Below are 23,793 nucleotides of genomic sequence, written 5' to 3'. Positions count from 1 at the left end.
AGAAACATTCTTTCGTCTGATGGAGGGATCATTTCCGTGCCAATAGTAAAGAAATGATTAAGAGGAATTACTCAACTTTATCTATAAAGGTCTGCAAATATGGGAAAGGCTTTGTACCTGGATCTCTCGGCATGAAGGAAGCCAGATCCGATTTTCAGAAAATCTTACAGTTAGCCTGGGGCTAAAGCTTCCACCACAGATCTATTTCAGGGATTTCTGGCAGTTTTTTTATTGGATATGAGGATAAGCAATGGAAAGAAGATTGATTCCTTTTTCAAGCAAGGTGGCTTTGCCCTGGCCTTCGCAATCCTTGTACCCCTTTTCAATGGATTGCTGACGGCCTATATAAGTACTTATTTCACTGATCTTGCAGGGAAGTTTTCTGCTGGCGATCCTGGCTGCCAGTGCATCTTATATTGCTATTCCTGCTGCGATGCGGATAGCAGCTCCCAAAGCCAATCCTGGATTATATCTTCCTATGGCCTTGGGAATAACCTTCCCCTTTAACATAACCCTGGGTATGCCTGTTTATCTCTATCTGATACAAATAAGTTGATCAGATTAAAAGATCATTAGAATATGTATTAGATCGAAACACTATGCAGCTATGATCGTTCTCTATGCAAGAACAATAGTAATACTATCATAAATGTTTGTAACTATTTAACAGGTGCATAGACTTCTTTCAAATATCAGCCTTCAGGTCCATGAGAAAATTTATCTCAAGCATCCTGAATCCAGTGAGTTGGGGCAGAAGATCATTTCCAATAGTATTGAGATGATCGAGGCCATGGGATTTGAAGATTTTACCTTCCGCAAACTTGCCCGGGAAATCTCTTCGACGGAAGCCTCTGTTTACCGCTATTTTGAGAATAAACACAAATTACTGCTTTACTTGAGCTCATGGTACTGGGCCTGGATGGAGTATCAACTTGTCTTTGCCCTGGCCAATATTGATTCACCCATAGAACGCTTGAAGAAAGCCCTGGCCTTGTTGACCAAAGAAGTACAGGAAGACAATGCTTTTACCCATATCAATGAAATCAAGTTGCATCGAATCATCATTTCCGAATCTTCCAAAGCCTATTTGACCAAGGAAGTAGATGCAGATAATAAGGAAGGTATGTTTCTCGGTTATAAGCAATTGGTACTAAGGGTAAGTGAAATTATCCTGGAAATAGATCCTACTTTCAAATATCCACGTATGATGGTTTCCACAGTAATCGAAGGAGCTCATCATCAACGGTATTTTGCTGAGCACCTTCCTCGACTTACTGATACCATTAAAGGGGAAGATTCTATTTCAGAGTTTTATAAGGAAATGGTTTTTAAAGCCCTCAAATAGCTTTTGAGATGAAAATTTCTATGCTATATAAATTATCGAATTCCTTACTCTCATTTTTAATCATCTCCATTTTGGGAATGAATGGAACAGGGATACTTCATGCTCAGAATACAGAGCTAACAGCCGATCTGGCAGAAGAAGTTGAAAGCCTGGAATCCCAAGAAGAAACTGAAGAACAGGAAGAAAATGAGTTGGAAAAGGAGTATGTGGGCATAGGCATGGGCGCTGAATTTGTACAATCCAAAACAGCCTATGGGTACACCCGATTTTTCTCTCTTACCGCCCGAGAACTTATAAGTATCGATCCCCCTCCTGAGCGTATCTGAATAACACTCCATTACATTACACATACACGCAATTACGGGTCCTAAACATCCGAATCAATCATCCTTTATTCTGTTTAAGCAGATTAAGCAAAACAAATTTTCATGACAACAACACTGACTCCGGTCAAGCGTTTCTGGCGCATGCTTAAACCAGACAAGACCGAGATTAGAAATGTATATATCTATGCCATTTTCAATGGCCTCATTGGGCTTTCTCTTCCGCTGGGTATTCAGGCAATAGTAAACCTGATCCAGGGCGGACAGATAAACTCCTCATGGGTAATTTTGGTAAGTATTGTTCTGCTGGGTATCGCATTCTCTGGTGTTTTGCAAATCTACCAGATGTATATCGTGGAGAACCTGCAACAAAAGATATTCTCACGGGCTGCTTTTGAATTTGCCTATCGGGTTCCACGTATACGGATGGAGACTCTGTACAAGCACTATGCTCCGGAATTGATGAACCGATTTTTTGATACTATTTCTTTGCAGAAAGGAATGTCAAAAATTCTCATCGATTTTTCTACCGCAGCCATCCAATTGATCTTTGGACTCTTGCTGCTCTCTTTCTATCACTCCTTCTTTATTCTCTTTAGTGTAGCCTTGATCCTGCTCGTCTACATTATTTTCCTTTTTCTGGGACGCAGGGGTTTGGATACCAGTTTGGATGAATCCAAGTATAAATATAAAGTGGCTCACTGGCTGGAAGAACTCGCCAGAACGAATATGACTTTCAAGCTGGCAGGAAGAACAGATCTTCACCTGGAGCGCACAGATCAAGAAGTAGGTAATTATCTGGAGGCAAGAAATAAGCACTTCCGCATCGTCGTCAATCAGTTTGGCTGGATGATCGCATTTAAAGTTCTTATGGCAATGGGCCTCCTGGCTATTGGTGGCATACTTGTGATGCAACAACAGATGAACATCGGACAGTTCGTTGCCGCAGAGATTATCATCCTTTTGATCATGGGCTCGGTAGAAAAAATGATCATGAGCCTTGAAACGATTTATGATGTGCTAACCTCTCTGGAAAAGATTGGGCAGGTTACAGATATGAATATGGAAAAAAGGGAAGGAATTGAACTTCTCGATGCCTGTGATGAGGGAGGGATTGAAATATCTCTGGAAAAAGTGGCCTTTGCTTATCCTGAGTATCCACGAAATACCCTTTCTGATCTGGACTTGAGAATAGGGCCAGGGGAAAAGGTACTTGTTGCCGGTCCTAATGGCGCGGGAAAAAGCACCCTCCTTCAGGTCATTGCGGGTCTGTATGATGTGAATACGGGCAGCGTCAGCTACAATGGTTTGCCGAAGGGAAATCTAACCATGACCTCTCTGAGAGATTTGACAGGTGATTATATGTCAGACGAGCAGATTTTTCAAGGGACCATATTGGAAAATATTGCCATTGGTCGTGAATCAGCCAGCTTCGAAAATGTACAATGGGCCGCCAAAGCCATGGGACTTGAAAGCTTCATACGCGCTCAACCCAATGGCTATGACAGCATGCTTGATCCACTGGGGAAGAAACTCTCGAGAGGAATCATCCAACGACTTTTGCTGGCAAGAAGTATTGCCCACAAACCACGTATCCTGCTCCTGGAAAATGCCCTGGAGCAACTGGATATCATCGAGCGTAAAAAGATCATTGATTTTCTCACAGACCCTGTTAATCCATGGACCCTGATAGCAGTTTCCTCTGATCCCTATTTCGCCCAAAAACTCGACCGAATCCTCATCATGGAAGATGGACGAATCGTGGACGATAATGCAGACAATCATTTATCTCAATCAGCACCATTAAGCGTATAATTATGTTGAATATTTCTCCGAAAAGTGTCAGTAAGGAAATCGACTTTGATAAGTTCGAGGCCCTTTCCCAGGTGGAGAACTGGGAATCGGGTAAAGGCCTTATTCGCTTGATTCTGATTTTCTTTATCCTGCTTTTTGGCTTGATGTTTTTGCCCTGGACCCAGAATATTCGTTCGGATGGCTACATTACAACCTTAATGCCAGACCAAAGACCACAAACCATTCATTCGATCATTGATGGAAGGATAGAAGCCTGGTATGTAAGAGAGGGTGATTTTGTGGAAAAAGGAGATACCATTCTCTTTATTTCCGAGATCAAGGATGCCTATTGGGATCCTGATTTACTCCAAAGAACACAGGAGCAGGTAAATGCCAAAGCATCTGCTATCCGTTCTTATGACGGCAAGGTAAACGCCCTGAACAATCAGATCAAAGTTCTGGGAGAAACCTCCCGACTAAAATTGCAGCAAGCTGAAAACAAGTTCCAGCAATCTCAATTTAAATTGAAAACGGATAGTATTGATTTGGTGGCTAAGCGCATCAATCTGGAAATCGCACAAAGGCAGCTGGATCGTATTGATTCTTTGTACAAAGATGGCTTAAAATCATTGACAGAGTATGAAAGTCGCAAACTGAAATGGCAGAAGGCACAGGCAGAGAAGATTTCGGCGGAAAACAAAGTTCTGGGAAGCCGTAATGAAGTCATAAATGCGCATGTGGAACTTTCCTCCATAGAAGCGCAATACCAGGATAAAATCGCCAAATCAGAATCGGATAAATTTAGTGCCCTTTCAGGTAAGTATGATGCAGAGGCAACTTTGAGCAAACTCCAGAATCAGTACGCAAATTACAGCGTCAGACAAGGTTTATACTACATCACCGCTCCGCAAAATGGCTTTATTACCAAGGCCATTCAGTCAGGATTAGGGGAAACAGTAAAAGCCGGAGAAGAAATGATGAGCATCATGCCATCCAAATATGAACTGGCAGTAGAGATGTATGTCAAACCTCTCGATTTGCCATTACTCAATAAGGAACAGAAAGTCAGAATTATGTTTGACGGCTGGCCAGCCATCGTATTCTCCGGTTGGCCCAATACCAGTGTAGGAACCTATGGAGGGAAGGTATTCGCCATAGACAATTTCATCAGCGATAATGGGATGTACCGGGTGTTGGTAGCTCCAGATGAGGATGAACACATCTGGCCCAATGCCTTGAGAGTTGGTGCAGGTACCCAAAGTATGATCCTCTTAAATGAGGTTCCCGTTTGGTATGAACTCTGGCGTCAGATCAATGATTTTCCACCGGATTTCTACGATATCGATAAAAAGAAGAAAGAGAAAGTTAAAGCACCGATCAAACTGAAATGATGAAGCTGAGTAAAGTCTTCTTATTATACATCCTGCTCTCCGTTTGCTTGAGTCTTCCTATACTGGGACAGGAAAAGAAAGTCATGAGCTTTGATAGCTTCATGGAAATCGTAGAGGAGCATCATCCCCTGTCTCTTCAGGCGGAACTATTCCCGGAACAAGGACGCCAGGGAGTTAAGGCAGCCAGGGGCGCTTTTGATCCCAAACTGATTTCAGATCTGGCGAACAAGAACTTTGATGGCAAGACCTATTATGATGTCTTTGAAGGAGGGATGAAAATACCCACCTGGTTTGGGCTGGAGTTTTATGGAGGATTTGAACAAAATCAGGGAGTCTTTTTAAATCCCGAGCGAACGGTTCCGGATGGAGGTTTGGCCCATGCTGGAGTTTCCCTTCCTGTAGGGCGAGGCTTATTTATCGATAAACGTAGAGCCAGTCTTCGCAAGGCCCAAATCGCACAGAGAAGTAGCCTGGAGGAAAGACGCGAACTTCGCAATCAGGTCTTCTACGAGGCTGCTAAAGCCTATTGGGACTGGTTTAAGGCTTATCATGTATTAGAGGTTTATCGGGATGCCCAAAGCCTTGCAGAGGTCAGGTTGAGGGCAGTGCAACAGGGAGCAGAACTGGGAGACCGGGCCTTTATCGATACACTGGAAGCAGAAATTCAGGTACAAAACCGCCAACTTAGTGCTCAGGAAGCCTTGTTGGAACTGGAAAATGCTCGCACCCTGCTCGAACTTTTTCTATGGAGGGATGGGATAATTCCTTTGGAGCTTGCAAGCGAAACAATACCGCTAGCAAACACAGAGGTAGATGCCATACTTCCTGACCAGCGTTTTCTCCAAGAAATAGATTCTTTGGCTTACCTCCATCCAAATTTAGCTCAATCCAGATTTAAACTTGAACAATTGGGGATCGAACAAAGATTGAAGCGAGAGCAATTGAAACCCAAACTCGATTTGAAGTACAATTTCCTCACAGAACCCGTCGGGAACAGCTGGGTATCAAATTTCAATACAAACAATTATGCCTGGGGTTTTAGCTTTAGCATGCCCTTGTTTTTGAGAAAGGAACGAGCAGCCATCAATCTGAATCGACTTAAGATGGAGTCTCTCCGTTACGATATCTCGGGAAAGCAGGAAGGAATTTCTACGAAAGCGCAGATTGCCCTCAATAAAGTCAATAACAGTTTTCGCCAAAGTGGTCTGGCCCGCGATAGGGTAGAGGGCTACTCGCGTTTGCTTGAAGCAGAGCGGAGGATGTTTCGTGCAGGGGAAAGTTCGCTCTTTCTCGTCAACTCCCGGGAGAGTAGTTATGTACAAGCGCAGGTGAAGTATTTGGATATCCTGGTGAAGAACCGCAAAGCAGAATTAGAAAGCCGATACAGCCTGGGACTTCTATCAGATCTTCAATAATAAGGGATAATCTACGACTTAATAAGGCGGTTCGAGAGGGCTTGTGTATCTTTGTATCACAGGCTCTCAATTTGTTATGATAGATCAGGAGTTATTGCTGAAACGCTGTCTCGTTTTGATCGAGCAAAAAATGGACTGGCCGGATTCTGCCGGCTGGAGGAATAGTCATTTCGAAGAACTGGCTCAGAGGATCTGGGAAGAAACCCGGGTTCAGCTGAGTGCCATGACCTTGAAGCGGGTGTGGGGGAAAGTACAGTATCATTCCCTTCCGTCTCCAAACACTCTGGATACCCTGGCTCAGTTTATAGGTTATAAAAACTGGATTGACTTAGAGAAATGTGAAGGGGAGAAGAAAAAAGAACAAAAACGGTCTGGCGAAATCCAGGCCATATCCATTCCCCTGAAACGCCTATTGATCCCCGCTTTAGGAGTTGTGTCTTTGGCCCTGCTTTCCTATATACTTTGGCCGGATACTCCCAAAAAAGAAGCAGGGATTTCCAGGATAGACAGCAGTGGGATTAGTTTTGAGTTCGAACCTTTGACCACTGGTATCCCGAATACGGTAATTTTCCGCTATGATGCTGCCCGCTCTCAGGCCGATTCTGTTTTCATCCAGCAATCCTGGGACCCCCGCCTCAGACATAGAGTGGAAAAAGATCAGGACTATTTCGCCAGTACATATTATTACCCAGGTTTCTATCAGGCTAAACTGATCCTCAATGAGGAAGTCGTTATAGAAAAAGATCTGCATATTCCCTCCAACGGTTGGATGGGGACCATTGAGAAAGATCCGGTTCCCGTTTATTTGACAAGAGAGGAGATGTTGGGTGAGACTGCTTTGGGTATACGAAGGGAACATCTTGTAGAAGCGGGTTTTGACCTGACCCAAAGCATCCCTTATACCGAACTACATTTCGTCAAAGACTTTGGAGATCTCTCGGCCAGTAATTTTCTCTTTGAAACGGAATTTCGACATAGCATGAAAGAGGGAGAGGCGATTTGTCAGAAAGGAAGACTTCACCTGATTTGTTCCCGAGGGCCTATCATTATTCCTTTTTCTATCAAAGGTTGTGTTGGTGAATTAGCGATGTATTTACCGGGAGAAAGTATGGAAGGCTCATCCTCTGATCTCTCGGGATTTGGACTTGATGTGAGCCAGTGGACAAAAATGGAAATTGAAATGGAGGATAGGCAGCTAGAGGTTTGGATGAATGGGGAAAAGGTATTCGAACATAAACTCAGCCGTGATCCGGGAGTAATTGCAGGAATACGATATCAATTTCACGGAACCGGAGAGGTACGAGCGCTGCGTCTTGAGTCTGAGGACAAACTCTATTATGAGGGTAGGTTGAAATAAAACCCTGAGTTGGGATGAGTATTTTTTTTTGCTGCCTTTCCCTAATTTAAGCTTCCCAGGTCACAAATAGGAAGTAATTCTTCAGGGACACTTTCAAATTTATTTCCCATTAACCAAAGCATACGCAATTCCGAAAGTCTACTCAGATTTTTCGGAACTTCTGCCAGTTTATTCTCACTAAGGTCAAGTTTTATCAATAGAGAAAGATTCTCTATGCCGACAGGAAAGGTCCTCAGTTTATTCGCCTTTAGGTATAGCTCACGAAGTTTGGGTAGTTGGGTGATAGAAGCGGGTAGCTCCTTGAGTTGGTTATCCCGTAGTTCCAGCATCATAAGGGAAGATAACCCTCCTATTTCTTCAGGCAAGGATTTTAAGCGGTTGTTTTTGAGGTTTAAAACTCGGAGATCCGCAAACTGTCCAATACTGGAAGGGAGATGCTTCAGTCGATTTGCAGACAAGTCCAAAACCCTCAACTGTTTCAAGCGGGCAATTTCTTCCGGCAGTGTCTCGAAGCGGTTATTGTCCAGCCCCAGGACCTTCAAGTGGCTTGCCTGGAGTAATCTCTCCGGTATTTCGTCCAACTGAAGATCATTCAGATTGAGGGCAGTTAATTTCTTCTCAAAAGTTACCTCTATTCGCCTTAACGCTTCAGCTAATAAATCTGATTTATTCATAAGAAAGAGGAGGGAGCAAAAGAAATTTGCTCCCTCAAATCATTTATCGTTTTACAATTCTAATTACTTTCTGATCCGTACTGCTTCTGAGGCGAAGCAGGTAAATGCCCGCAGGTATTTCACCAAGATCCAGTTTTTGCTGATGTTGGCCTGCCATTATAAAGCCAGGGCTCTTCAGAAGTTTTACCCTTTGGCCCGTCAGGCTGTAAATATCCATTTCCACTTCCGTATCTCCGCTGATTTCATAATTCACTATAAGCTGATCATAGAAGGGATTTGGCCAGGCCTTTACTTCCTGGATAAGGATGGCTGAAATGTTTTCTTCAGCTAAACGTGCAGGAGGATTCCCGAAAGTATGCGCTCCCAGGAAGGAGAAGGTATTACTTCCATAAGCATCCCATTCAGCAAGCGTATAATTGGTAGTTGGATCGGTAACAGATGCCTTCCTGACAAGCGTGGTATTTCTGGCAAAGTTTCCATTTCCTCCATTGAAGGTTCCTACAATGTCAATCAGTACGTTATTTTTAAACAGACCTATGGGATCATTGCCTGAGAAGTTCATAATACCTGAACTGGTCAGTTGGTCTGCTACACTTGTTATACCGGAACTTGCCGAAGAATGTCCTAAAACAAATACTTCGCCATCTTGCAGAGTTCCACTTAGGCTAAAGGTATTTCTCCAATTTCCGCCACCGTTGGCTTGACGCTTAAGACTATATTGGCCAAGATCAACTGAAGCACCGGTGAAATTTGCAATTTCAATGGCACGGTTCCTTTGACTACCCTCAACGTACTCAGAGATGAATACTTCGGAAGCAGTAGGAGAATTGTCCTCGGTTTGTCCGCTGACCGTGCTACTATTCGCACTATTTCCGTCTGCATTAAAGGCGACCAGGTAATAGTAATAGGTAGTAAGCAGAGTAATACTATTATCTGTATAGGAAGTAGCATTGGAAGCAAGAGAGGCAAGCTGGCTAAAGTTTAGGTTGTCCGAAGAACGATAAACAATATATCCGTCCTCATTTGTCACATCATCCCAACTAAGGCTTAAGTCACTTGTAGTCGCAGTCAGAGCAATATTCGCAGGACTTGCAGGTGGATTGAGCCCACCTCCGTTGAAGGTATGACTTCCCAGATCACTGGAGTTGTCGGTTGCGAATACGTCCCATTCGCCAGAATTGTACACATCGACCGGGCTGTCTACTGAAGCTTTTCTTACCAGGGTGACATCCTGGGCATAGGTAGCGGCACTATTGAAGGTACCCAGCATGTCGATTAGAATTCCGTTTTTAAAGAGACCGATTGCATCATTGCCATTGAAGGTGACAATCCCGCTGCCGGTACTTATATCTGCTTCTGCGAGTATGGAAGCATTGGCCGAACTGTTTGCAATTACGAATACTGAACCTTGAGACAGGTTTCCACTCAGGGCATAATCGCTACCCCAGGCACCTGAACCGTTGGTTTGTTTTTTCAATACATAAGCACTCATGTCAACCGTCGCTCCAGTATTGTTGGCAATCTCGAGGGCCTTGTTGAAAGAAGAACCTTCGATATATTCAGAAATAAGCAGATCGCTTGCAGCTGGACCGCTGAATTCAGTTTGGCCACTGACAGTGCTGCTATTAGGGCTATTTCCTCCTGCATTAAAGGCAACTACATAATAGTAGTAAGTTGTCAGGAGCTGGATGGTATTATCTGTATAGCCTATTTCATCAGCAGCAAGGCTGGCTATTTGAGAGAAGTTGCTGTTATCATCAGAGCGATAAATCAGGTATCCATCCTCATTTGCCAAATCATCCCAGGAAATATTCAAATCTATTGTGGTCGCAATCAGGTCTACATTTGCAGGTGCAGCAGGTGCTTGTGGTAGGGTCGCACCACTGACGGTACTGCTTGCCGGACTACTTCCTGCACTGTTAAAAGCTTCCAGGTAGTAATAATAAGTCGTTTCAAGACTTAGGCCTGCATCTGAATAACTTACTACATTGGCGCCCAGACTGGCAAGGCTGGAGAAGTTTACATTATCGGTACTTCTGTAAAGGGTATATCCCGTTTCATCACTCAGGTCATCCCAACTTAAATCCAGAGAAGTAGTAGTTGCTACAAGCTGAACATTGGCAGGAGCAGCTGGTGGGTTTGTTCCGCTTCCTCCATTAAAGGTATGACTACCTAAATCTGTAAAGGTATTGCTAGCATAGCTGTCCCACTCGGAAGTAGTATAGATGTTATTGGGGCTATCAATGCTCGATTTCCTGACCAAAGTTACATCCTGAGCATAATTTGAAGCACTGTTAAATGTTCCAAGAATATCAATCAAAGTCCCGTTTTTGAAGAGACCGATGGCATCATTTCCATTGAAGGTTACAATTCCACTTCCGGTGTTTACATCCGCTTGAGCCAATATCGTTGGATCTGCAGAGCTGTTTGCTATCACAAATACATCTCCCTGTGCAAGGCTACCACTCAAGGCATAATCACTGCCCCATGCCCCTGCACCATTGGTTTGTTTCTTCAACACATAGCCAGAAAGCGATACCGTGGATCCGGTAAAATTGGCTACTTCCAGCGCCTTATTAAATGAGGAACCCTCTATATATTCTGAAATCAGCAAATCTGTGGCGCTTCCTCCGCTTCCTCCCTGAGTTTGTCCGCTGATGATATTGCTACCACTACTTGTTCCAGTGGCATTGAAGGCTTCGATATAATAGTAGTATGTGCTTCCCTGACTTACATTTCCATCGCTATAGGATACTGCATCTGCAGCTGGATTTGCAAGCAAACTGAAATTCACGTTATCGGTAGATCTATAGAGATTGTAACCCGTCTCATTGGCCACGTCTGTCCAGCTCAGATTCAGACTGGATGCTCCGGCGACCAATTGGAAATTGCCAGGAGTGGCAGGGCCGGAAGTAGATATTTCCCATGCATCCGCTACCCAATCAGGATTATCCACAAAAGGATTTCGATTTCCCTGATAGGTTTCAATGGAAATATTTCTCATAATTTCATCTGTGTCCGGAGGATCCTGAAGGTGCCATTGATAAAGCATATTTAAATCTCCAACGGAAGCAATTGCCCCAGCTTGTGTGGGATACATCGTATAGAAATAAAAAATAGCCCTGGCACAATCTCCCTTATGGTCTTCCCGAGGCTCAAATTCCTGATTGGCGTACTCGCTATAAAAGTCAATATTGCTGCTGGGGATGCTCGTTTGTTCCTGATCCAGGTACATCCATTTGGTCGTAGTATTATCATCTATATCTGCGAAAGGATAGTTTGATCGGGTGCTATTCCAGTTACCATAGGTAGGAAACAAATGATGTATATCTGAGCGCATCGGTTCTGCGCTTCCGAAAAAACTTTGAGGGACTGTATGTTCTGCATTGATTGGGGCAGGATTTGTTCCTGTATTCCCATAAGCCCATGAGAGCTGGTATCCGCTGTAAACTCCCGTAAGGGTACCATTGTCATTGTCTATGTACCCATACATATATCCCCGGGCAGTAGAATAGCCAAGAGTCGTATGGAAACCGTCATAAAAATTTGTCTTGATCCAGTCTCGAAATGCCTGCCCGCTTATTCCGGGAGGAGGAGTTTGGGCAAAAAGAGAATTGAGTCCAAGGAATAGAAGGACTAATCCTGTAGATAGTAGTTGCTTTCTCATGTAGTTTGTATTACGTATGGGTAGAAGTGTTAGTAAATATTTCGATCCAAAAAATATTTCCCTGACGCGTTCTTAAGAAAATCTAAGTACTGCAGATTTCCAAACAAAAAATCAGATCCTAATAATTTAATAATATTGACAAGAGCTAATTCAATAACTTATCTTTCAAGGGAAGAAGATGAATAACAGCCATATAGCAGATCGAAAGTCTAAAAAATGGGAGTTGAAAAATATCAGCATCTCCCATAACATAATCGATTTTTACGATTACGGCTCCATGCATGCAAGTAATGAGACCGACTATGTACGTCTCCATTTCGGCCTTGCAGGAAGCTATGAATTCAGTTTTGCGCAATTAAATAGCTCTTTTGTCTTATCGGGGCATCACAACAATATCATGTACAGCAAAGGTCTGGAACTGGAGGTGCAGAATAGCAGTAAGCGGATTGAGACCTTTGGGGTAGATTTTCAGACGGCTGCCTTCATTGAGATCGGACAGAATGGAAATGAGGTTTTAAAACGGTTTACTGATAATGTGATTCAGGGGAAAAATAGCATTCTCTCTCCCAAATGGAAGACTACCAATCTCTACATGCAGCAGGTTATCCAGGACATTATCCACTGTCCCTATTCCGAAGATCTGCAGCGATTATTTCTCCATTCGAAAAGTATAGAACTTCTCGTATTGCAGGCGAAACTTTATGAAGAGGATCAGGCGGGCAATTTTATCAAATCAGAAAAGGATCGCAAAAAACTCATCGAAGCTAAAGAAGTACTTTCTACCCGGCTGGATGATCCCCCAACTATCATTGAACTTTCGAAGCTCATGGGGATCAATGAGTATAAATTAAAACGAGGATTTAAGGAACTCTTTGGCACAACGATTTTCGGCTACATCCATGCACAAAGAATGGAACTCGCAAAGAAACTCCTACTGGGAAGCAGTAAATCCGCCAAAGAGATTGCCTATGAAACTGGCTATAGTTCCCCCCAACACTTTTCCCACGCCTTTAAAAAAACATTTGGTGTCACTCCCAATAGTGTGAGAAAAAATCCCGATTCTGCAATTCGATGAGGAGCATTTTTTTGATCTTGGGTTTTTATGTTAAACCTATTAATAAGATGAAAGAGTCCATGATCATTACGGAAGAAGTATTATTCAAAGCAGCAGCAGAAAAAGTCTGGGATTTACTCACCAATCCTGCCATGACAAAACAGTATATGTTTGGCTGCGAACTGATTTCCGATTGGGAGATTGGGAGTCCGGTTTTGTGGAAAGGGAAAACGGAGGATGGGCAAGAAATGATTTATGTGAAAGGCGAGGTACTGGAATATGAAGCAGGCAAAAAAGTGGTATCTACGACCTTCGATCCACATGCCGGGATGGCTGATATACCAGATAATTATGTTCAGCTCAGCTATGAAGTCGAAAGCAGAGGGGAAGGCTGTTTGCTTAAAATTGTACAGGGAGATTTTTCAAAGGGGGAAAATGCTCAGGCGAGATTTGAAGAATCGCGGGAAGGCTGGAGAGCCCTGGTGATTCCTATGATGAAAGAACTCCTGGGAGAATAATCCTATGAGAGCTAGAATATCTTGTAAATTAGCCTTCATCTACAATTGATATGGAAAAGAAAATTGCCATCCTCAGAGGAATAAATGTTGGGGGAAAGCGGAAAATCCTCATGAATGACCTCAAAGCATTATGCGAGAAGTTGAGCTTTGAAAATCCCTTGACATATATCCAAAGTGGGAATGTCATATTTGAGGACAGTAAAAATCAGAGCAATCGGGAACTGGGAGATAAACTGGCGAAAGGAATACTGGAAAAATTTGGATTTGAAGTCCCGGTCATTGTCCGGACAGCAAAGGAACTTTCCAATTCGATCGCGCAGAATTCTTTCTATGAGGAAGGCCGGGATATCAGTCAATTACATCTAACCTTTCTGAAAGAGGAGCCAGCGAAAGAGAATCAGGAAATCCTACTGAGCTATAATTATGAACCTGATGAGTTTGTGCTGCAGGGACAAGATGTATTCATCTATTGTGAAGGCAAATATCACAAGTCGAAATTGAGCAACAATTTCTTTGAGAAAAAACTCAAAGTTGGAGCCACCACTCGAAATTGGAAAACGGTGCTCAAATTGAAGGAATTAAGCCAGTCTTAAGCCCTTGTACAGACTTGTTTGAGCTTGTTTAGCTTTGTTAAGGCTTGATCGAGCAGGATTTAGGAGTATTGAATATCATTTATTCATTAAAAACCTATGCCTAATCGTATCACAGTTTTTTTAGTAGCAAGTCTGTGCTATATCCAGACTTTCTCCCAATCAAGCGTAAAGGCGAAATTCACTCCCTCAGCCTGGGAGGTTTCAGCCAAAGCCCATGAATTCAAAACTTATAAGGGAAAAGAAGCCCTCTATCTCGAAAATGGAATTGCTCGACTGAAGGGCTCTCAATTTAAAAATGGTATCATTGATTATGATATCAATTTTGAGGCTGGACGCAAGTTCCTCAGTTTTCATTTTCGGATACAGGATAATAAAAACTATGAGGAGTTCTACCTGAGGCCTCACCAATCTGGCAATCCGGATGCCACTCAATATACTCCTGTTTTCAATGGAGTAGCGGGTTGGCAGCTGTATCAGGGAGAAGGCTATGCCAATCCCTACCATTTCAATTTTGGGGAATGGATTCATGTTCGCATGATTGTAGCAGGAGACCGCATGGACATTTTCATCAATGATATGTCCCAGCCCTTTATCCATGTGCACGACTTGAAACAAGAGGAAGTCTCGGGTATGATTGGTCTCGGAACCTCACTCGGTCCTGCCTGGTATGCCAATCTTTCCTATCAGGAAATTGCTCAACCACGACTGATTAGCGAAGTAAAAGACTTGCCGCCTATGGAAGCGGGAATTCTGAAAAATTGGGAAGTGAGTTCTGCCTTTTCAGAAAAACAACTAGAGGGAGTAAGTAGCCTTGACGAACTAACTGATTATACAAGTACAAATTGGAAAAAGGCAGATCAGGAGTATACGGGTTTGGTAAATGTTTCTGAATTATATGCCCTTTCTCAGGAAGCAAATACTGTCCTGATCAAAACCCGTATTTATTCCGATCGCAAGCAAAGCAAAAAAATAGAGCTAGCCTATAGCGATAGAGTAGTAGCTTTTTCAAAAGGCAAGGCCATCTATGCCGGCCAACGCAACTTCAGATCCCGAGATTACCGCTATCTGGGAACCATCGGATTTTTTGACAGCATCTTTGTAGAACTGGAGCCTGGCGAAAATGAGATTGTTTTTGCCCTCAGTGATAATATGGGAGGCTGGGCCCTCAATGCCCGTCTGGTGGACACGAAGGGAATACGGCCTAATTAGAAGGAGGAATCTCTTTCTTTATGTCGATAGATAAACAGTATGAGTCCTGTTCCCAGCAGGAATACAAAGGCAGTGCTCATGAGTAATATGGGAAGAAGAATCATCCCCTCAATGCGAAAAATTTCAGCTACAATTTTGTCTGAATAATGAATAAGCTTTTCAATATTTGCCGGGCCATCAAATGAGGTGGTCCAGGCATTTCCCTTTTCTGATAAAATGGAGGGTTCAAAGGATCGATATGAAGCAAAGCTTTGCAAGCCCAATAAGACGATCATCCCGATAATCAGGGCTAAGAGTTTCTTAGGATACTGGCGCATGGCTATTTGCGTTTTGTGTATGTGAGAAGTTTTAAATTATTTAGCTTTTATTCCCATAGGAGTATTTTCCTTTATAGGAAATGTGAAAGTGTCGAGAGTCTGATCCTATAATATTTTCCTCCTGGCGAAAAGCCCAATTTATTTTGCGAATCTCCATTTTAATAGGACGAACCTTCCTGACTTTCCTATGAATAGATCTCCTCAGCAAAAAATAGCTTAACAGGGAAAATAGGGCGATTGGTGAAATCCAATCCGTTGTTTGTAGTTTTTCTTACCGATTTTCTACAATTATGCTGATCTTATTGTCCGAAGGGTAAAATTGGCCCATAGAATTCCTGATTGACCGAAGAGAAAACATATAATCCCTGGATCCTGATCATACACCTGAGTTTCTGGGTGATGTTGACGGTATTGATTTCCTTTATTTTTAACGGCTTTGTAGAGGATATAGGAATTCTAATTTGGTCAGTTAGCATAAACCTGATTGGTTTTATTTTGCTGGTTTATGTGAATCTCTACCTGTTACTCCCTCGTTTTTTTGATAAAGAGCTATACAGGGAATATGCATTGTGGTTATTGGTACTTTTAATTGTCTCAGCTGTTATTCGCTTCTATATAGGCTGGGGCCTTATGAGTTGGATGGATTCTGAGCTGCTTAAAATATTTGATCCCAAGTTTTTTGGTTCAATGATCGTCAATGGAGCCTTTCTCTTATTTGTGAGTATTCCTTTGAGGATGGTTGGTACCTGGATAAAAAGAAAAGAATTGGAACAGGAAATTAAAACACAGCAGTTGGAAGCAGAACTTAGATTTCTGAAAGCGCAAGTGAATCCGCATTTCCTATTCAATGCCTTAAATAATATTTACTCCCTTTCTTTTACGGGCTCAGACAAAGCTCCGGAAATGATTCTGAAATTGTCTGATATGATGAGCTATATGCTCTATGATTGCAAAAGTGAACAAGTTCTCTTAAGTGCTGAACTGGCATATTTGCGAAACTATATCGAATTGCAGCAATTGAAGAAGGATGGTGAGTTGAATATTGAGTTCAAGCTAATGGGTGATCCGGGAGGCTTACTGATTACGCCTATGTTATTTATCCCTTTTTTCGAAAATTCGTTTAAACATGGCAATCTGGAGGACCTGGAGCATGGATGGATGAAAGGTCATCTGAAGATAGAGAAAGAAGGCCTGAAGTTTCATATGAGTAATAGCTATTGTCCGGGGAAGAAGGAGTCAGAAAAAGGAGGAGTAGGCCTGGAGAATATTCGTGAAAGACTGGCGCTCTTATTTCCTGAGAAGCATGAGCTGGATATTCAACAAAATGAAAATATATATCGTGTGGACCTGAGTATAAAGATCTAAGCTATGCCTTATTCTTGTTTGATAGTAGATGACGAACGACCCGCTTTAAAATTGCTGGAGGCTTATATAAATAAGCTTCCTCATTTGGAACTTAAGGCAGCTTGTGAAAGCGGTTTGGATGCTTTGGCAGTACTCCAGCAGGAGGAAATTGATCTGTTCTTCCTGGACATCCAGATGCCGGAACTGACGGGACTCGAGTTACTCAGATCCTTGCGAAAAAGGCCACAGGTAATTCTTACCACAGCCTACAGAGACTTTGCAGTAGAAGGCTTTGAACTGGATGTAACAGACTATTTGCTAAAGCCCTTCTCCTTTGAGAGATTTATGCAAGCAGTCAATAAGGCGGTAGGTCTCATGCAGCCCAAAGAAAAAGCTGCTTCCATAGTGCCTGAGCCAGTTTCTGCCGAAAGTAATGAACAACTTTTTCTCAGGACCAACTATAAAATGGAAAAGGTTGATCCGCTAAACATTTTATTTGTGAAAGGGGAAAGAGAATATGTATCCGTTCATACAGATGAGCGAAAATTTCTCATCAACCAAACCCTCAACAAAATGGAAGATGAATTGGGCGGAGATAGATTTATGCGCGTACATAGATCCTTTATCATAAATATGGATCATGTCCATACCATCAGTGGAAATACTGTCAGAATCGGAGAGCAAGAAATTCCCATAGGAGCCAGTTATAAGAAAAAATTCTTCGAGCGGATCAAACTCCTCTAATTAAGAGCTTCCAAAGCCATCAGGAGGCTTTTGTACGGCTTTTCATATGCGAAAGGTATTTGTATATCTCTTCAAATTCATCCCGGCTTAGAGGCTTTATGGCAGGCATCTTACTATTGTAGCGGTAGGATTGTGGATTTTTGATGAAGCCCCAGATATCTTCTTTGTCCATATAATCGGTAATGCTTTTAGGATAATTCAATTCCGGTCCCATTTCCCCCCCAACTTTATTGATTTGATGGCATTTCATACAATAGAGTTTAAAACTCTTATAACCTTTATCAAAACCTGCATGTGCCTCAGGCAAAGCTGCAGCAAAGGTATTTTGGGTATTTTTTAGCTTTATGTTTGTCAGCCCATAGGGCCAGGGATAGCCATAGACGCCAGGATCTAAATCTTTCCAAACCAGGTATAAAGGGGCAAACTTCTCTGCTACGCTATCAGGCCAGGCATAGGAGCCCGAGGGAGTTTTTATTCCCAGGGTGATGAAACCTCCTTTTCCATACATATTGGCCAGAGGCATAGAAGGACTATAACCATCTTTACACGGAAAAATCAGAGAAGTATTGGAGATATCCAGTTTCCCGCTATCCTGCCACATACCAAACAAAAATTCCAGCGAAATGGCCTGATACCTCAGCTTCTTCTTAAAGGCTTTGTCTGTGAGTTCTACTTCTTCTAAAAATTCCGGGGGGATGGTTTTGAGGACTTCCTGCAGATCCAGAACAGAATCCTGATGCTGTACCCATTCAACAAAAGCTTTCTGATCAATGGTACTTTGCTCAGGATATGTAGCTGCTTTCTCTTCACAGGAAAGGATTGAAGGGAAGAGGATTATTAAAAGGAGCGTGTGCCAGGTTTTCATGAGCTAAGAGTCCGCTTGGTACATTACATATTTAGGGAGATTACTCGCTAAAGTATGTAATTTTTTTACACCCTTGATAGAGTAGATGGGAATCTCTTTTTATTATGTCTATGTAAAAACAGGGCAGAACCAGATTCCTGATCCTGCCCTCGCTTAAATTTTGCATTTTATTAGCTTGCGAACCAGCCAGAAACGACTGCTTCCATAGATTCATATTCTCCTTTGAAGTCAAAATCATTGCTGAGTAAATTATACTCATAATCCCTGGCCCATTCTTTATGATGTTGAATGATTTCTTCGAGGGCACTACAGATATATTCCACTTCTTTATTACTTGCGGTAGGATGTAAAGAGATACGTATCCAGCCAGGTTTTTTGTTGTATAAACCTGCTTCAATTTGTTGATGAATTACTTGTGAATTTTCCTGGTCTATCTCAAAAAGATAATGCCCATAAGTTCCTGCACATGAACAACCTCCTCGACTCTGTATTCCATATCTGTCATTGAGTAATTTGGCTACGAGATTGTAGTGAATCCCTGAGATTTGAATGGAGAAAATACTCAGTCGATCTCTATGTCGGGCCCCAAATATCTTTACTCCTTTCATATTCGAAAGACGCTCAAACATGAGGGCATTAATCTCGGCTTCTCGCGCATGAATATTTTCAACTCCCATCTGCTCTTTGAGTTTCATGGCGAGGGCTACTCTGATGGTTTGGAGAAAGGCGGGTGTTCCCCCGTCTTCTCTGACTTCGATATCACTGATGTAAAACCTTCCCCCCCAGGGATTGGTAAAGGTTACGGTTCCTCCTCCGGGATTGTCAGGGATATGATTGCTATACAGTTTTTTATTGAAAACCAGAATTCCCGAAGAACCCGGACCTCCCAGAAATTTGTGAGGTGAAAAGAAAATTGCATCGAGATATGCTTGAGGATCTTCCGGATGCATATTGATCTCGACATAAGGTGCAGAACATGCGAAGTCTACAAAGCAAAGCCCTCCATAACTATGGATCAGTTTCGCAACCGCATGATAATCGGTCTTTATACCTGTAACATTTGAGGCTGCTGTAATAGAGGCGATCTTGAATTTTCGATCTGCATATTTACGGATCATTTTTTCAAACTGATCCATGCAAATCAAGCCATCTTCATTGCAGGGCACAACTTCTACATCAGCAATGGTTTCCATCCAGGAGATCTGATTGGAATGATGTTCCATATGAGAGACAAAGACTATAGGCTTAATTATTTTGGGAACATCGGAGAAATCTTTTAGGCTTTCTGATACTTTAAAGCCCAGGATTCTCTGAAATTTATTTACTGCCCCCGTCATTCCAGAACCTACAGAGATCAAGACATCATCTCCACCTGCATGCACATGTTGTTTGATAATTTCACGTGCTTCATGGTAAGCTTGTGTCATACATGCTCCTGTGATAGAGGTTTCCGTATGCGTATTAGCTACATAAGGTCCGATCTCATGTAGCATTTTGTCTTCTATGCTTTTGTAAAGTCTGCCACTGGCTGTCCAGTCTGCATAAATGATCTTTTTCTTTCCGTAGGGAGAATGGAAAAGTTGATCCTTACCAATGATTTTCTCTGCAAAGGGCTTGAACCATTCTTCCAGAGAAATATTGCTAGGGCGAGCTTGAGGTTTAGTTGTTTTTTTACCTTCTAGTACCATGTTTCAACCAAATTCTGTGTGTGAAGCTATCTGCTTCTTTCAAAACGACTGAGGAGGCCTTTTTCCATCCTATCTATGTGTTTTCTCTACCAACTAATGTGAGAGTGCCCCCTAATAAATTATCTTATGGTAGGTAAAAAAAAGTCAATTATCCATAGATATATCATGAACGGTAAATTTATATTCCTGAATATCACGGCTTTGCTGTTTTTTTTCTATTCGGCTTGTTCCGAATCAAGTTCTGACTTAGAGGATTTTGTTCCTCATGTATTTGAAGCCGGCAAGGTATCAGGCCCACTGATTGATTATGCATTGGATATTTCTTTTGATGGGAAGGAGCTTTTTTTTGCAAGGAGTGATGGGGCATGGGGAAGAGGTCCGGTAGTGAGTAGCATATATTGGAGTAATAAAATGGGCACAAACTGGACTGACCCCGAAATGCTTTCATTTTCAGCACAGGAAGATGATGGTGAGCCTTATTTGAGCCGGGGTGGAGATAGCCTCTTCTTTACTTCAAAACGTCCCTGGGCGGAGCAAGAAGTTTCTCAAGACATTTGGATGATAGTAAGGGATGAGGAAGGAAATTGGGGGGAAGCTAGGCCTTTGCCAATAGGCATCAACTCCCCTGCAAGAGAATACAGTCCGAAAATCAATTCGGATGGAGATTTCTATTTTATTTCGGATCGGGAAGGAGGCCTGGGACAGGGAGATATATATGTCATTCCTGATTTTCTGCAGGGTGGGGATTCGGTGATCAATTTGGGTGCGAGGATTAATTCGGAGAAAGGGGAGTGGAATCTGGGCTTTGATGAAAGTGGAGACGTCATGATTTTCGAAGCCTCAGAACGAGCAGAAAACAAAAGTCCATATGGAGATCTTTATATAAGCTTTCGTAAGGAAGGGATATGGAGTTTCCCTCAAAATATGCAGGAACTCAATAGCAGTGGGAGTGATTTAAGTCCTGAGTTTTCGAGTAAATATCTGTATTACAGCAGCAGCGATAGTTTGGCCAGTACTACTACCCAGATTTATCGGGTGAAAAACACCAGGCTTTTGACAAGATATCGGGAGTCAGCAAAATGGTAGGCTTATTTAAAAGAAAGAATCCAGAACCTTAGCAGGTCTGGACTCTTAAAGATCTATCTACAATTTTTGTATGCGCCTCAGCTGTATTTGATTTCCTATTCTCATCTGTACAAGGTAGATACCAGGGCTTAGGTCTGAAGCTTCCAAAATCACCTCATGCGAACCCGGCAAATACCTTTGTCTGGGAAAGGCTTTTAGACTTTTCCCCTGAATGTCCAGCAATTGCATATCAATCTCGGCTGCTTTGTCCAGTTCAAAACTGATGAGCGTTTCTTGCTTAAAAGGGTTGGGATAATTTTGCTTCAAGCGAAAGTCAAAGAGTTCCCAATCATATATGGAGGTCGCTCCATCCAATAAGGTTCTGACCGAATGAAAAGCCCTTCCATCTTCGACAACAATAGAAGCGCCAATTTCATCCATAGCCGTTACAAAATCTATATCGGTTCCAAGCTCATCATTGGGCAAGGCAGGATTTTTCGTGATGAGTTTGTTGCGAACTCTGAGAGCGGGAGCACTTCCTCTGGGAGTGATGAGCGTGCCCCATCCTTCAACCCAATTTGAATCCAGAAAGGTGGATGAAATGAAAGTCATGCCCTGAAACTTCTGAACCAGGTCGCTAGAGTCGGACCATTGAGAATTGCTGCTTACGGGAAAGTTTACTTCCAGGCGAGGAGGAGAAAACCATTGGAGGAAAGTATCTCGAATTCCATCCATATCTAAATCAGAAATGCTAAGGGTTCCGTTTGTAGTCCAGCTTCCATTATCCAGCCGAGCATATTCATAGAGAAAGGTGGTATCGGGATTGCCGCCATCTACGGGATAAAGAGTCGCTTTGCGAATAAAGGTTGAGTTGGAAAAGTTGGGGTCCTGTAGCAGAGGATCATTAGGGTCTGTGGGCATGTACTCTTCAATGACTACGGTGGAATCTATGTAATTCAGATTAGCAAAGTCCCAGGTTTTATTCGCTCCTGTATCTGCCAGGATTGTTTGAAGTTGAGCATCAATGTCAAGATTGGTTTCATAAAGGACATTGCGAAAGCGCTTGTTGAAATTATCTGTAACGATATTTTCATTTATCGTGATCTGCGCAGATAACATACTGCTTGTACCGAATAAACTTAGGATCAATAGTATTCGCAAGGAATACACATGAGATAAGGTAAAATTTGCGTTCATAGCTATTAGTATTGGAATGAACCCAAAGTTCTGGCTAATGATAGCTCCTGGAAATCCCTCATATGAGGTAAATTCTCTCAGGCTTCTATGCTCTTTTGGTAAGTTGAGAGGAGAAGTTGGATACTTCTTTCCTTGCTATATTCTTTTTTAAGCTGTTCGTAAGCGTTTCCTGCGATTCGTTTTCCCTCTAAAGGATGCTGGATCAGGTAAGCCATTTTTTCTGCCAGCATCCGGGGATTTTGTGCTTCATAGAGGTAGCCTGTTTCTCCTTCTTTGCACCATTCAGAAACTCCTCCTACATCTGCAGCAAGAACCGGTAAACCTATAGCCTGAGCTTCTATTCCTACCAAACCGAAAAGCTCCTCATAAGTAGAGCTTAAGACATGAAGCCGCGAATTGCGCATGATTTCCTGAACTTTTCCCAAAGAAATATAGCCGCTAAGTCTTACCTGGTTTTCAAGTCCATACGCTCGTATCTGTTTTCGAAGCTTTTCCTCCTGATGTCCCGAACCTATGTAGCACAATCTGCAGTCCGGATGCCCTTTCAACAATAATCGGAAGGCTTCTAATAAAATGAATATGCCTTTATCCTGAATCAATCTTCCCAGAAAGGTGATTTGAGCCGGGTTTTTACAGGTTTCAGGATGGAAGTTCCAGGAATCCAGATCTACATAGAGCGGGAGGTAGGAGAATTTCTCTTTATCCAGGAAGGAAAGTTCCCGAATAAGTTTATGTGTCGGAGAGGTGATCCTAAAAGAGGCGCGCATGATTTGGCGAAACTGCCTCCTTTTCAATTCCTGGAGCGGGGAGGAAGAGGGGTGAAGGAAAGGGGAGATCAAGTCGTAATCGTGGATAGTTGCTACCGAAGGGATGCCACTTTTCAGGATAGCATCGCAAATACTGGAGGTATAATAATAATTGTTGTGGCAGTGGATAACGTCCGGCTTGAATTCTTTAAGCAGGCGAGTAAAAGCTCCCTGGATACGGGGATATTTGATCTGGTTGCAAGCGACGTAGTAAACCTTATTATGAAATTTTTTGCGGGAGAGGGGCTTGGAGTGGAAAGAAAAAAAACGCGTTTTATGACCTTGTTTATTTGCTCCTTCCATCAGTTTGTAGGCAAAGGTCTCAGCGCCACCTACATGGCAGGAAATATCATTGTACACCAAAATTTTCATGGCAAGGGTTTTAGTGTGTCAGGGAAAGTTCAGCATATTTGGCAGAAGTTCAAAA

20 protein-coding genes and 1 pseudogene are annotated in these 23,793 nt (G+C 42.5%); 14 read left to right on the top strand and 7 right to left on the bottom strand.

Annotated features, from left to right (window positions below; all coding sequences use genetic code 11):
• Positions 1-192 precede the first annotated feature (192 nt).
• The 7 genes and pseudogenes from R8P61_33350 to R8P61_33320 all read left to right on the top strand — a co-directional run bounded on the left by R8P61_33350 (position 193) and on the right by R8P61_33320 (position 7,625).
• Positions 193-556: pseudogene (locus tag R8P61_33350) on the top strand (sodium-dependent bicarbonate transport family permease).
• Between the two features lie 114 nt (positions 557-670).
• Entirely contained in the window at positions 671-1,345 is a 675-nt protein-coding gene (locus R8P61_33345; GenBank protein MDW3652008.1) for a TetR/AcrR family transcriptional regulator, read from the top strand.
• 20 nt (positions 1,346-1,365) lie between these two features.
• Positions 1,366-1,671, top strand: a complete 306-nt coding sequence (locus R8P61_33340; protein MDW3652007.1) for a hypothetical protein — start codon at positions 1,366-1,368, stop codon at positions 1,669-1,671.
• A 102-nt stretch (positions 1,672-1,773) separates the two neighbouring features.
• Complete coding sequence (locus R8P61_33335; protein MDW3652006.1) at positions 1,774-3,483, top strand: ABC transporter ATP-binding protein; 1,710 nt, start codon at positions 1,774-1,776, stop codon at positions 3,481-3,483.
• 2 nt (positions 3,484-3,485) lie between these two features.
• A complete protein-coding gene (locus R8P61_33330) occupies positions 3,486-4,853 on the top strand; it encodes an HlyD family efflux transporter periplasmic adaptor subunit (GenBank protein MDW3652005.1) in 1,368 nt (455 codons plus the stop codon).
• A complete protein-coding gene (locus tag R8P61_33325; GenBank protein MDW3652004.1) occupies positions 4,850-6,268 on the top strand; it encodes a TolC family protein in 1,419 nt (472 codons plus the stop codon). The genes R8P61_33330 and R8P61_33325 overlap by 4 nt, the downstream gene beginning before the upstream one ends.
• A gap of 76 nt (positions 6,269-6,344) precedes the next feature.
• Positions 6,345-7,625 (top strand): hypothetical protein, encoded by a 1,281-nt coding sequence (locus tag R8P61_33320; protein MDW3652003.1) that lies wholly within the window; start codon positions 6,345-6,347, stop codon positions 7,623-7,625.
• 41 nt (positions 7,626-7,666) lie between these two features.
• Here the strand turns inward: R8P61_33320 and R8P61_33315 are convergent, their stop codons facing one another.
• Both R8P61_33315 and R8P61_33310 read right to left on the bottom strand, forming a co-directional pair.
• Positions 7,667-8,299, bottom strand: coding sequence for a hypothetical protein (locus R8P61_33315; GenBank protein ID MDW3652002.1), 633 nt, complete (start codon positions 8,297-8,299; stop codon positions 7,667-7,669).
• Positions 8,300-8,342: 43 nt separating this feature from the next.
• Positions 8,343-11,966, bottom strand: coding sequence for an endonuclease (locus tag R8P61_33310; GenBank protein MDW3652001.1), 3,624 nt, complete (start codon positions 11,964-11,966; stop codon positions 8,343-8,345).
• 178 nt (positions 11,967-12,144) lie between these two features.
• On the opposite strand from R8P61_33310, the gene R8P61_33305 reads away from it, so the two are divergent.
• The 4 genes from R8P61_33305 (at position 12,145) to R8P61_33290 (ending at position 15,340) form a co-directional block, all read left to right on the top strand.
• Positions 12,145-13,041 carry an AraC family transcriptional regulator gene (locus tag R8P61_33305; GenBank protein ID MDW3652000.1) on the top strand — a complete coding sequence of 299 codons (897 nt, stop codon included), beginning with the start codon at positions 12,145-12,147 and terminating at the stop codon, positions 13,039-13,041.
• A gap of 47 nt (positions 13,042-13,088) precedes the next feature.
• Complete coding sequence (locus R8P61_33300; protein ID MDW3651999.1) at positions 13,089-13,538, top strand: SRPBCC domain-containing protein; 450 nt, start codon at positions 13,089-13,091, stop codon at positions 13,536-13,538.
• A 50-nt stretch (positions 13,539-13,588) separates the two neighbouring features.
• Positions 13,589-14,131 carry a DUF1697 domain-containing protein gene (locus R8P61_33295; GenBank protein ID MDW3651998.1) on the top strand — a complete coding sequence of 181 codons (543 nt, stop codon included), beginning with the start codon at positions 13,589-13,591 and terminating at the stop codon, positions 14,129-14,131.
• A gap of 96 nt (positions 14,132-14,227) precedes the next feature.
• Entirely contained in the window at positions 14,228-15,340 is a 1,113-nt protein-coding gene (locus tag R8P61_33290) for a hypothetical protein (protein MDW3651997.1), read from the top strand.
• Here R8P61_33290 and R8P61_33285 read toward each other — a convergent pair.
• Positions 15,337-15,657: a hypothetical protein gene (locus tag R8P61_33285; GenBank protein MDW3651996.1), complete on the bottom strand. Its 321-nt coding sequence runs from the start codon at positions 15,655-15,657 to the stop codon at positions 15,337-15,339. The two genes, R8P61_33290 and R8P61_33285, sit on opposite strands and share 4 nt — an antisense overlap.
• A 339-nt stretch (positions 15,658-15,996) precedes the next feature.
• Between R8P61_33285 and R8P61_33280 the strand changes: the two genes are divergently transcribed.
• Both R8P61_33280 and R8P61_33275 read left to right on the top strand, forming a co-directional pair.
• Positions 15,997-17,022 carry a sensor histidine kinase gene (locus tag R8P61_33280; protein ID MDW3651995.1) on the top strand — a complete coding sequence of 342 codons (1,026 nt, stop codon included), beginning with the start codon at positions 15,997-15,999 and terminating at the stop codon, positions 17,020-17,022.
• A 3-nt stretch (positions 17,023-17,025) separates the two neighbouring features.
• A complete protein-coding gene (locus R8P61_33275; protein ID MDW3651994.1) occupies positions 17,026-17,745 on the top strand; it encodes a LytTR family DNA-binding domain-containing protein in 720 nt (239 codons plus the stop codon).
• A gap of 19 nt (positions 17,746-17,764) precedes the next feature.
• On the opposite strand, the gene R8P61_33270 is transcribed toward R8P61_33275, so the two are convergent.
• Together R8P61_33270 and R8P61_33265 are read right to left on the bottom strand one after the other, a co-directional pair.
• The gene (locus tag R8P61_33270) at positions 17,765-18,610 is read right to left on the bottom strand and encodes a cytochrome c (GenBank protein ID MDW3651993.1); all 846 of its coding nucleotides are present in this window, start codon (positions 18,608-18,610) and stop codon (positions 17,765-17,767) included.
• Between the two features lie 170 nt (positions 18,611-18,780).
• Positions 18,781-20,298 carry an aminotransferase class V-fold PLP-dependent enzyme gene (locus R8P61_33265; GenBank protein MDW3651992.1) on the bottom strand — a complete coding sequence of 506 codons (1,518 nt, stop codon included), beginning with the start codon at positions 20,296-20,298 and terminating at the stop codon, positions 18,781-18,783.
• A gap of 165 nt (positions 20,299-20,463) precedes the next feature.
• Between R8P61_33265 and R8P61_33260 the strand changes: the two genes are divergently transcribed.
• Positions 20,464-21,384 carry a hypothetical protein gene (locus R8P61_33260; protein MDW3651991.1) on the top strand — a complete coding sequence of 307 codons (921 nt, stop codon included), beginning with the start codon at positions 20,464-20,466 and terminating at the stop codon, positions 21,382-21,384.
• A gap of 57 nt (positions 21,385-21,441) precedes the next feature.
• Here the strand turns inward: R8P61_33260 and R8P61_33255 are convergent, their stop codons facing one another.
• Entirely contained in the window at positions 21,442-22,560 is a 1,119-nt protein-coding gene (locus tag R8P61_33255; protein ID MDW3651990.1) for a T9SS type A sorting domain-containing protein, read from the bottom strand.
• 77 nt (positions 22,561-22,637) lie between these two features.
• Positions 22,638-23,738 carry a glycosyltransferase family 4 protein gene (locus R8P61_33250; protein MDW3651989.1) on the bottom strand — a complete coding sequence of 367 codons (1,101 nt, stop codon included), beginning with the start codon at positions 23,736-23,738 and terminating at the stop codon, positions 22,638-22,640.
• Positions 23,739-23,793: the final 55 nt, after the last annotated feature.

The sequence above is a fragment of the Bacteroidia bacterium genome (assembly GCA_033391075.1).
GTDB lineage: Bacteria > Bacteroidota > Bacteroidia > J057 > J057 > JAWPMV01.
Note: the sequence above shows the minus strand (reverse complement) of the source record. Positions and strands in the feature narration are given on the sequence as shown.

What these genes read in the sequence shown, in the direction of transcription:
- R8P61_33290 (MDW3651997.1), top strand. Translation starts at nt 14,228, where the DNA reads ATGCCTAATCGTATCACAGTTTTTTTAGTAGCAAGTCTGTGCTATATC.
- R8P61_33330 (MDW3652005.1), top strand. Translation starts at nt 3,486, where the DNA reads ATGTTGAATATTTCTCCGAAAAGTGTCAGTAAGGAAATCGACTTTGAT.
- R8P61_33260 (MDW3651991.1), top strand. Translation starts at nt 20,464, where the DNA reads ATGAACGGTAAATTTATATTCCTGAATATCACGGCTTTGCTGTTTTTT.
- R8P61_33265 (MDW3651992.1), bottom strand. Translation starts at nt 20,298, where the DNA reads ATGGTACTAGAAGGTAAAAAAACAACTAAACCTCAAGCTCGCCCTAGC.
- R8P61_33320 (MDW3652003.1), top strand. Translation starts at nt 6,345, where the DNA reads ATGATAGATCAGGAGTTATTGCTGAAACGCTGTCTCGTTTTGATCGAG.
- R8P61_33305 (MDW3652000.1), top strand. Translation starts at nt 12,145, where the DNA reads ATGAATAACAGCCATATAGCAGATCGAAAGTCTAAAAAATGGGAGTTG.
- R8P61_33310 (MDW3652001.1), bottom strand. Translation starts at nt 11,966, where the DNA reads ATGAGAAAGCAACTACTATCTACAGGATTAGTCCTTCTATTCCTTGGA.
- R8P61_33335 (MDW3652006.1), top strand. Translation starts at nt 1,774, where the DNA reads ATGACAACAACACTGACTCCGGTCAAGCGTTTCTGGCGCATGCTTAAA.
- R8P61_33325 (MDW3652004.1), top strand. Translation starts at nt 4,850, where the DNA reads ATGATGAAGCTGAGTAAAGTCTTCTTATTATACATCCTGCTCTCCGTT.
- R8P61_33340 (MDW3652007.1), top strand. Translation starts at nt 1,366, where the DNA reads ATGCTATATAAATTATCGAATTCCTTACTCTCATTTTTAATCATCTCC.
- R8P61_33275 (MDW3651994.1), top strand. Translation starts at nt 17,026, where the DNA reads ATGCCTTATTCTTGTTTGATAGTAGATGACGAACGACCCGCTTTAAAA.
- R8P61_33255 (MDW3651990.1), bottom strand. Translation starts at nt 22,560, where the DNA reads ATGAACGCAAATTTTACCTTATCTCATGTGTATTCCTTGCGAATACTA.
- R8P61_33300 (MDW3651999.1), top strand. Translation starts at nt 13,089, where the DNA reads ATGAAAGAGTCCATGATCATTACGGAAGAAGTATTATTCAAAGCAGCA.
- R8P61_33315 (MDW3652002.1), bottom strand. Translation starts at nt 8,299, where the DNA reads ATGAATAAATCAGATTTATTAGCTGAAGCGTTAAGGCGAATAGAGGTA.
- R8P61_33250 (MDW3651989.1), bottom strand. Translation starts at nt 23,738, where the DNA reads ATGAAAATTTTGGTGTACAATGATATTTCCTGCCATGTAGGTGGCGCT.
- R8P61_33295 (MDW3651998.1), top strand. Translation starts at nt 13,589, where the DNA reads ATGGAAAAGAAAATTGCCATCCTCAGAGGAATAAATGTTGGGGGAAAG.
- R8P61_33270 (MDW3651993.1), bottom strand. Translation starts at nt 18,610, where the DNA reads ATGAAAACCTGGCACACGCTCCTTTTAATAATCCTCTTCCCTTCAATC.
- R8P61_33285 (MDW3651996.1), bottom strand. Translation starts at nt 15,657, where the DNA reads ATGCGCCAGTATCCTAAGAAACTCTTAGCCCTGATTATCGGGATGATC.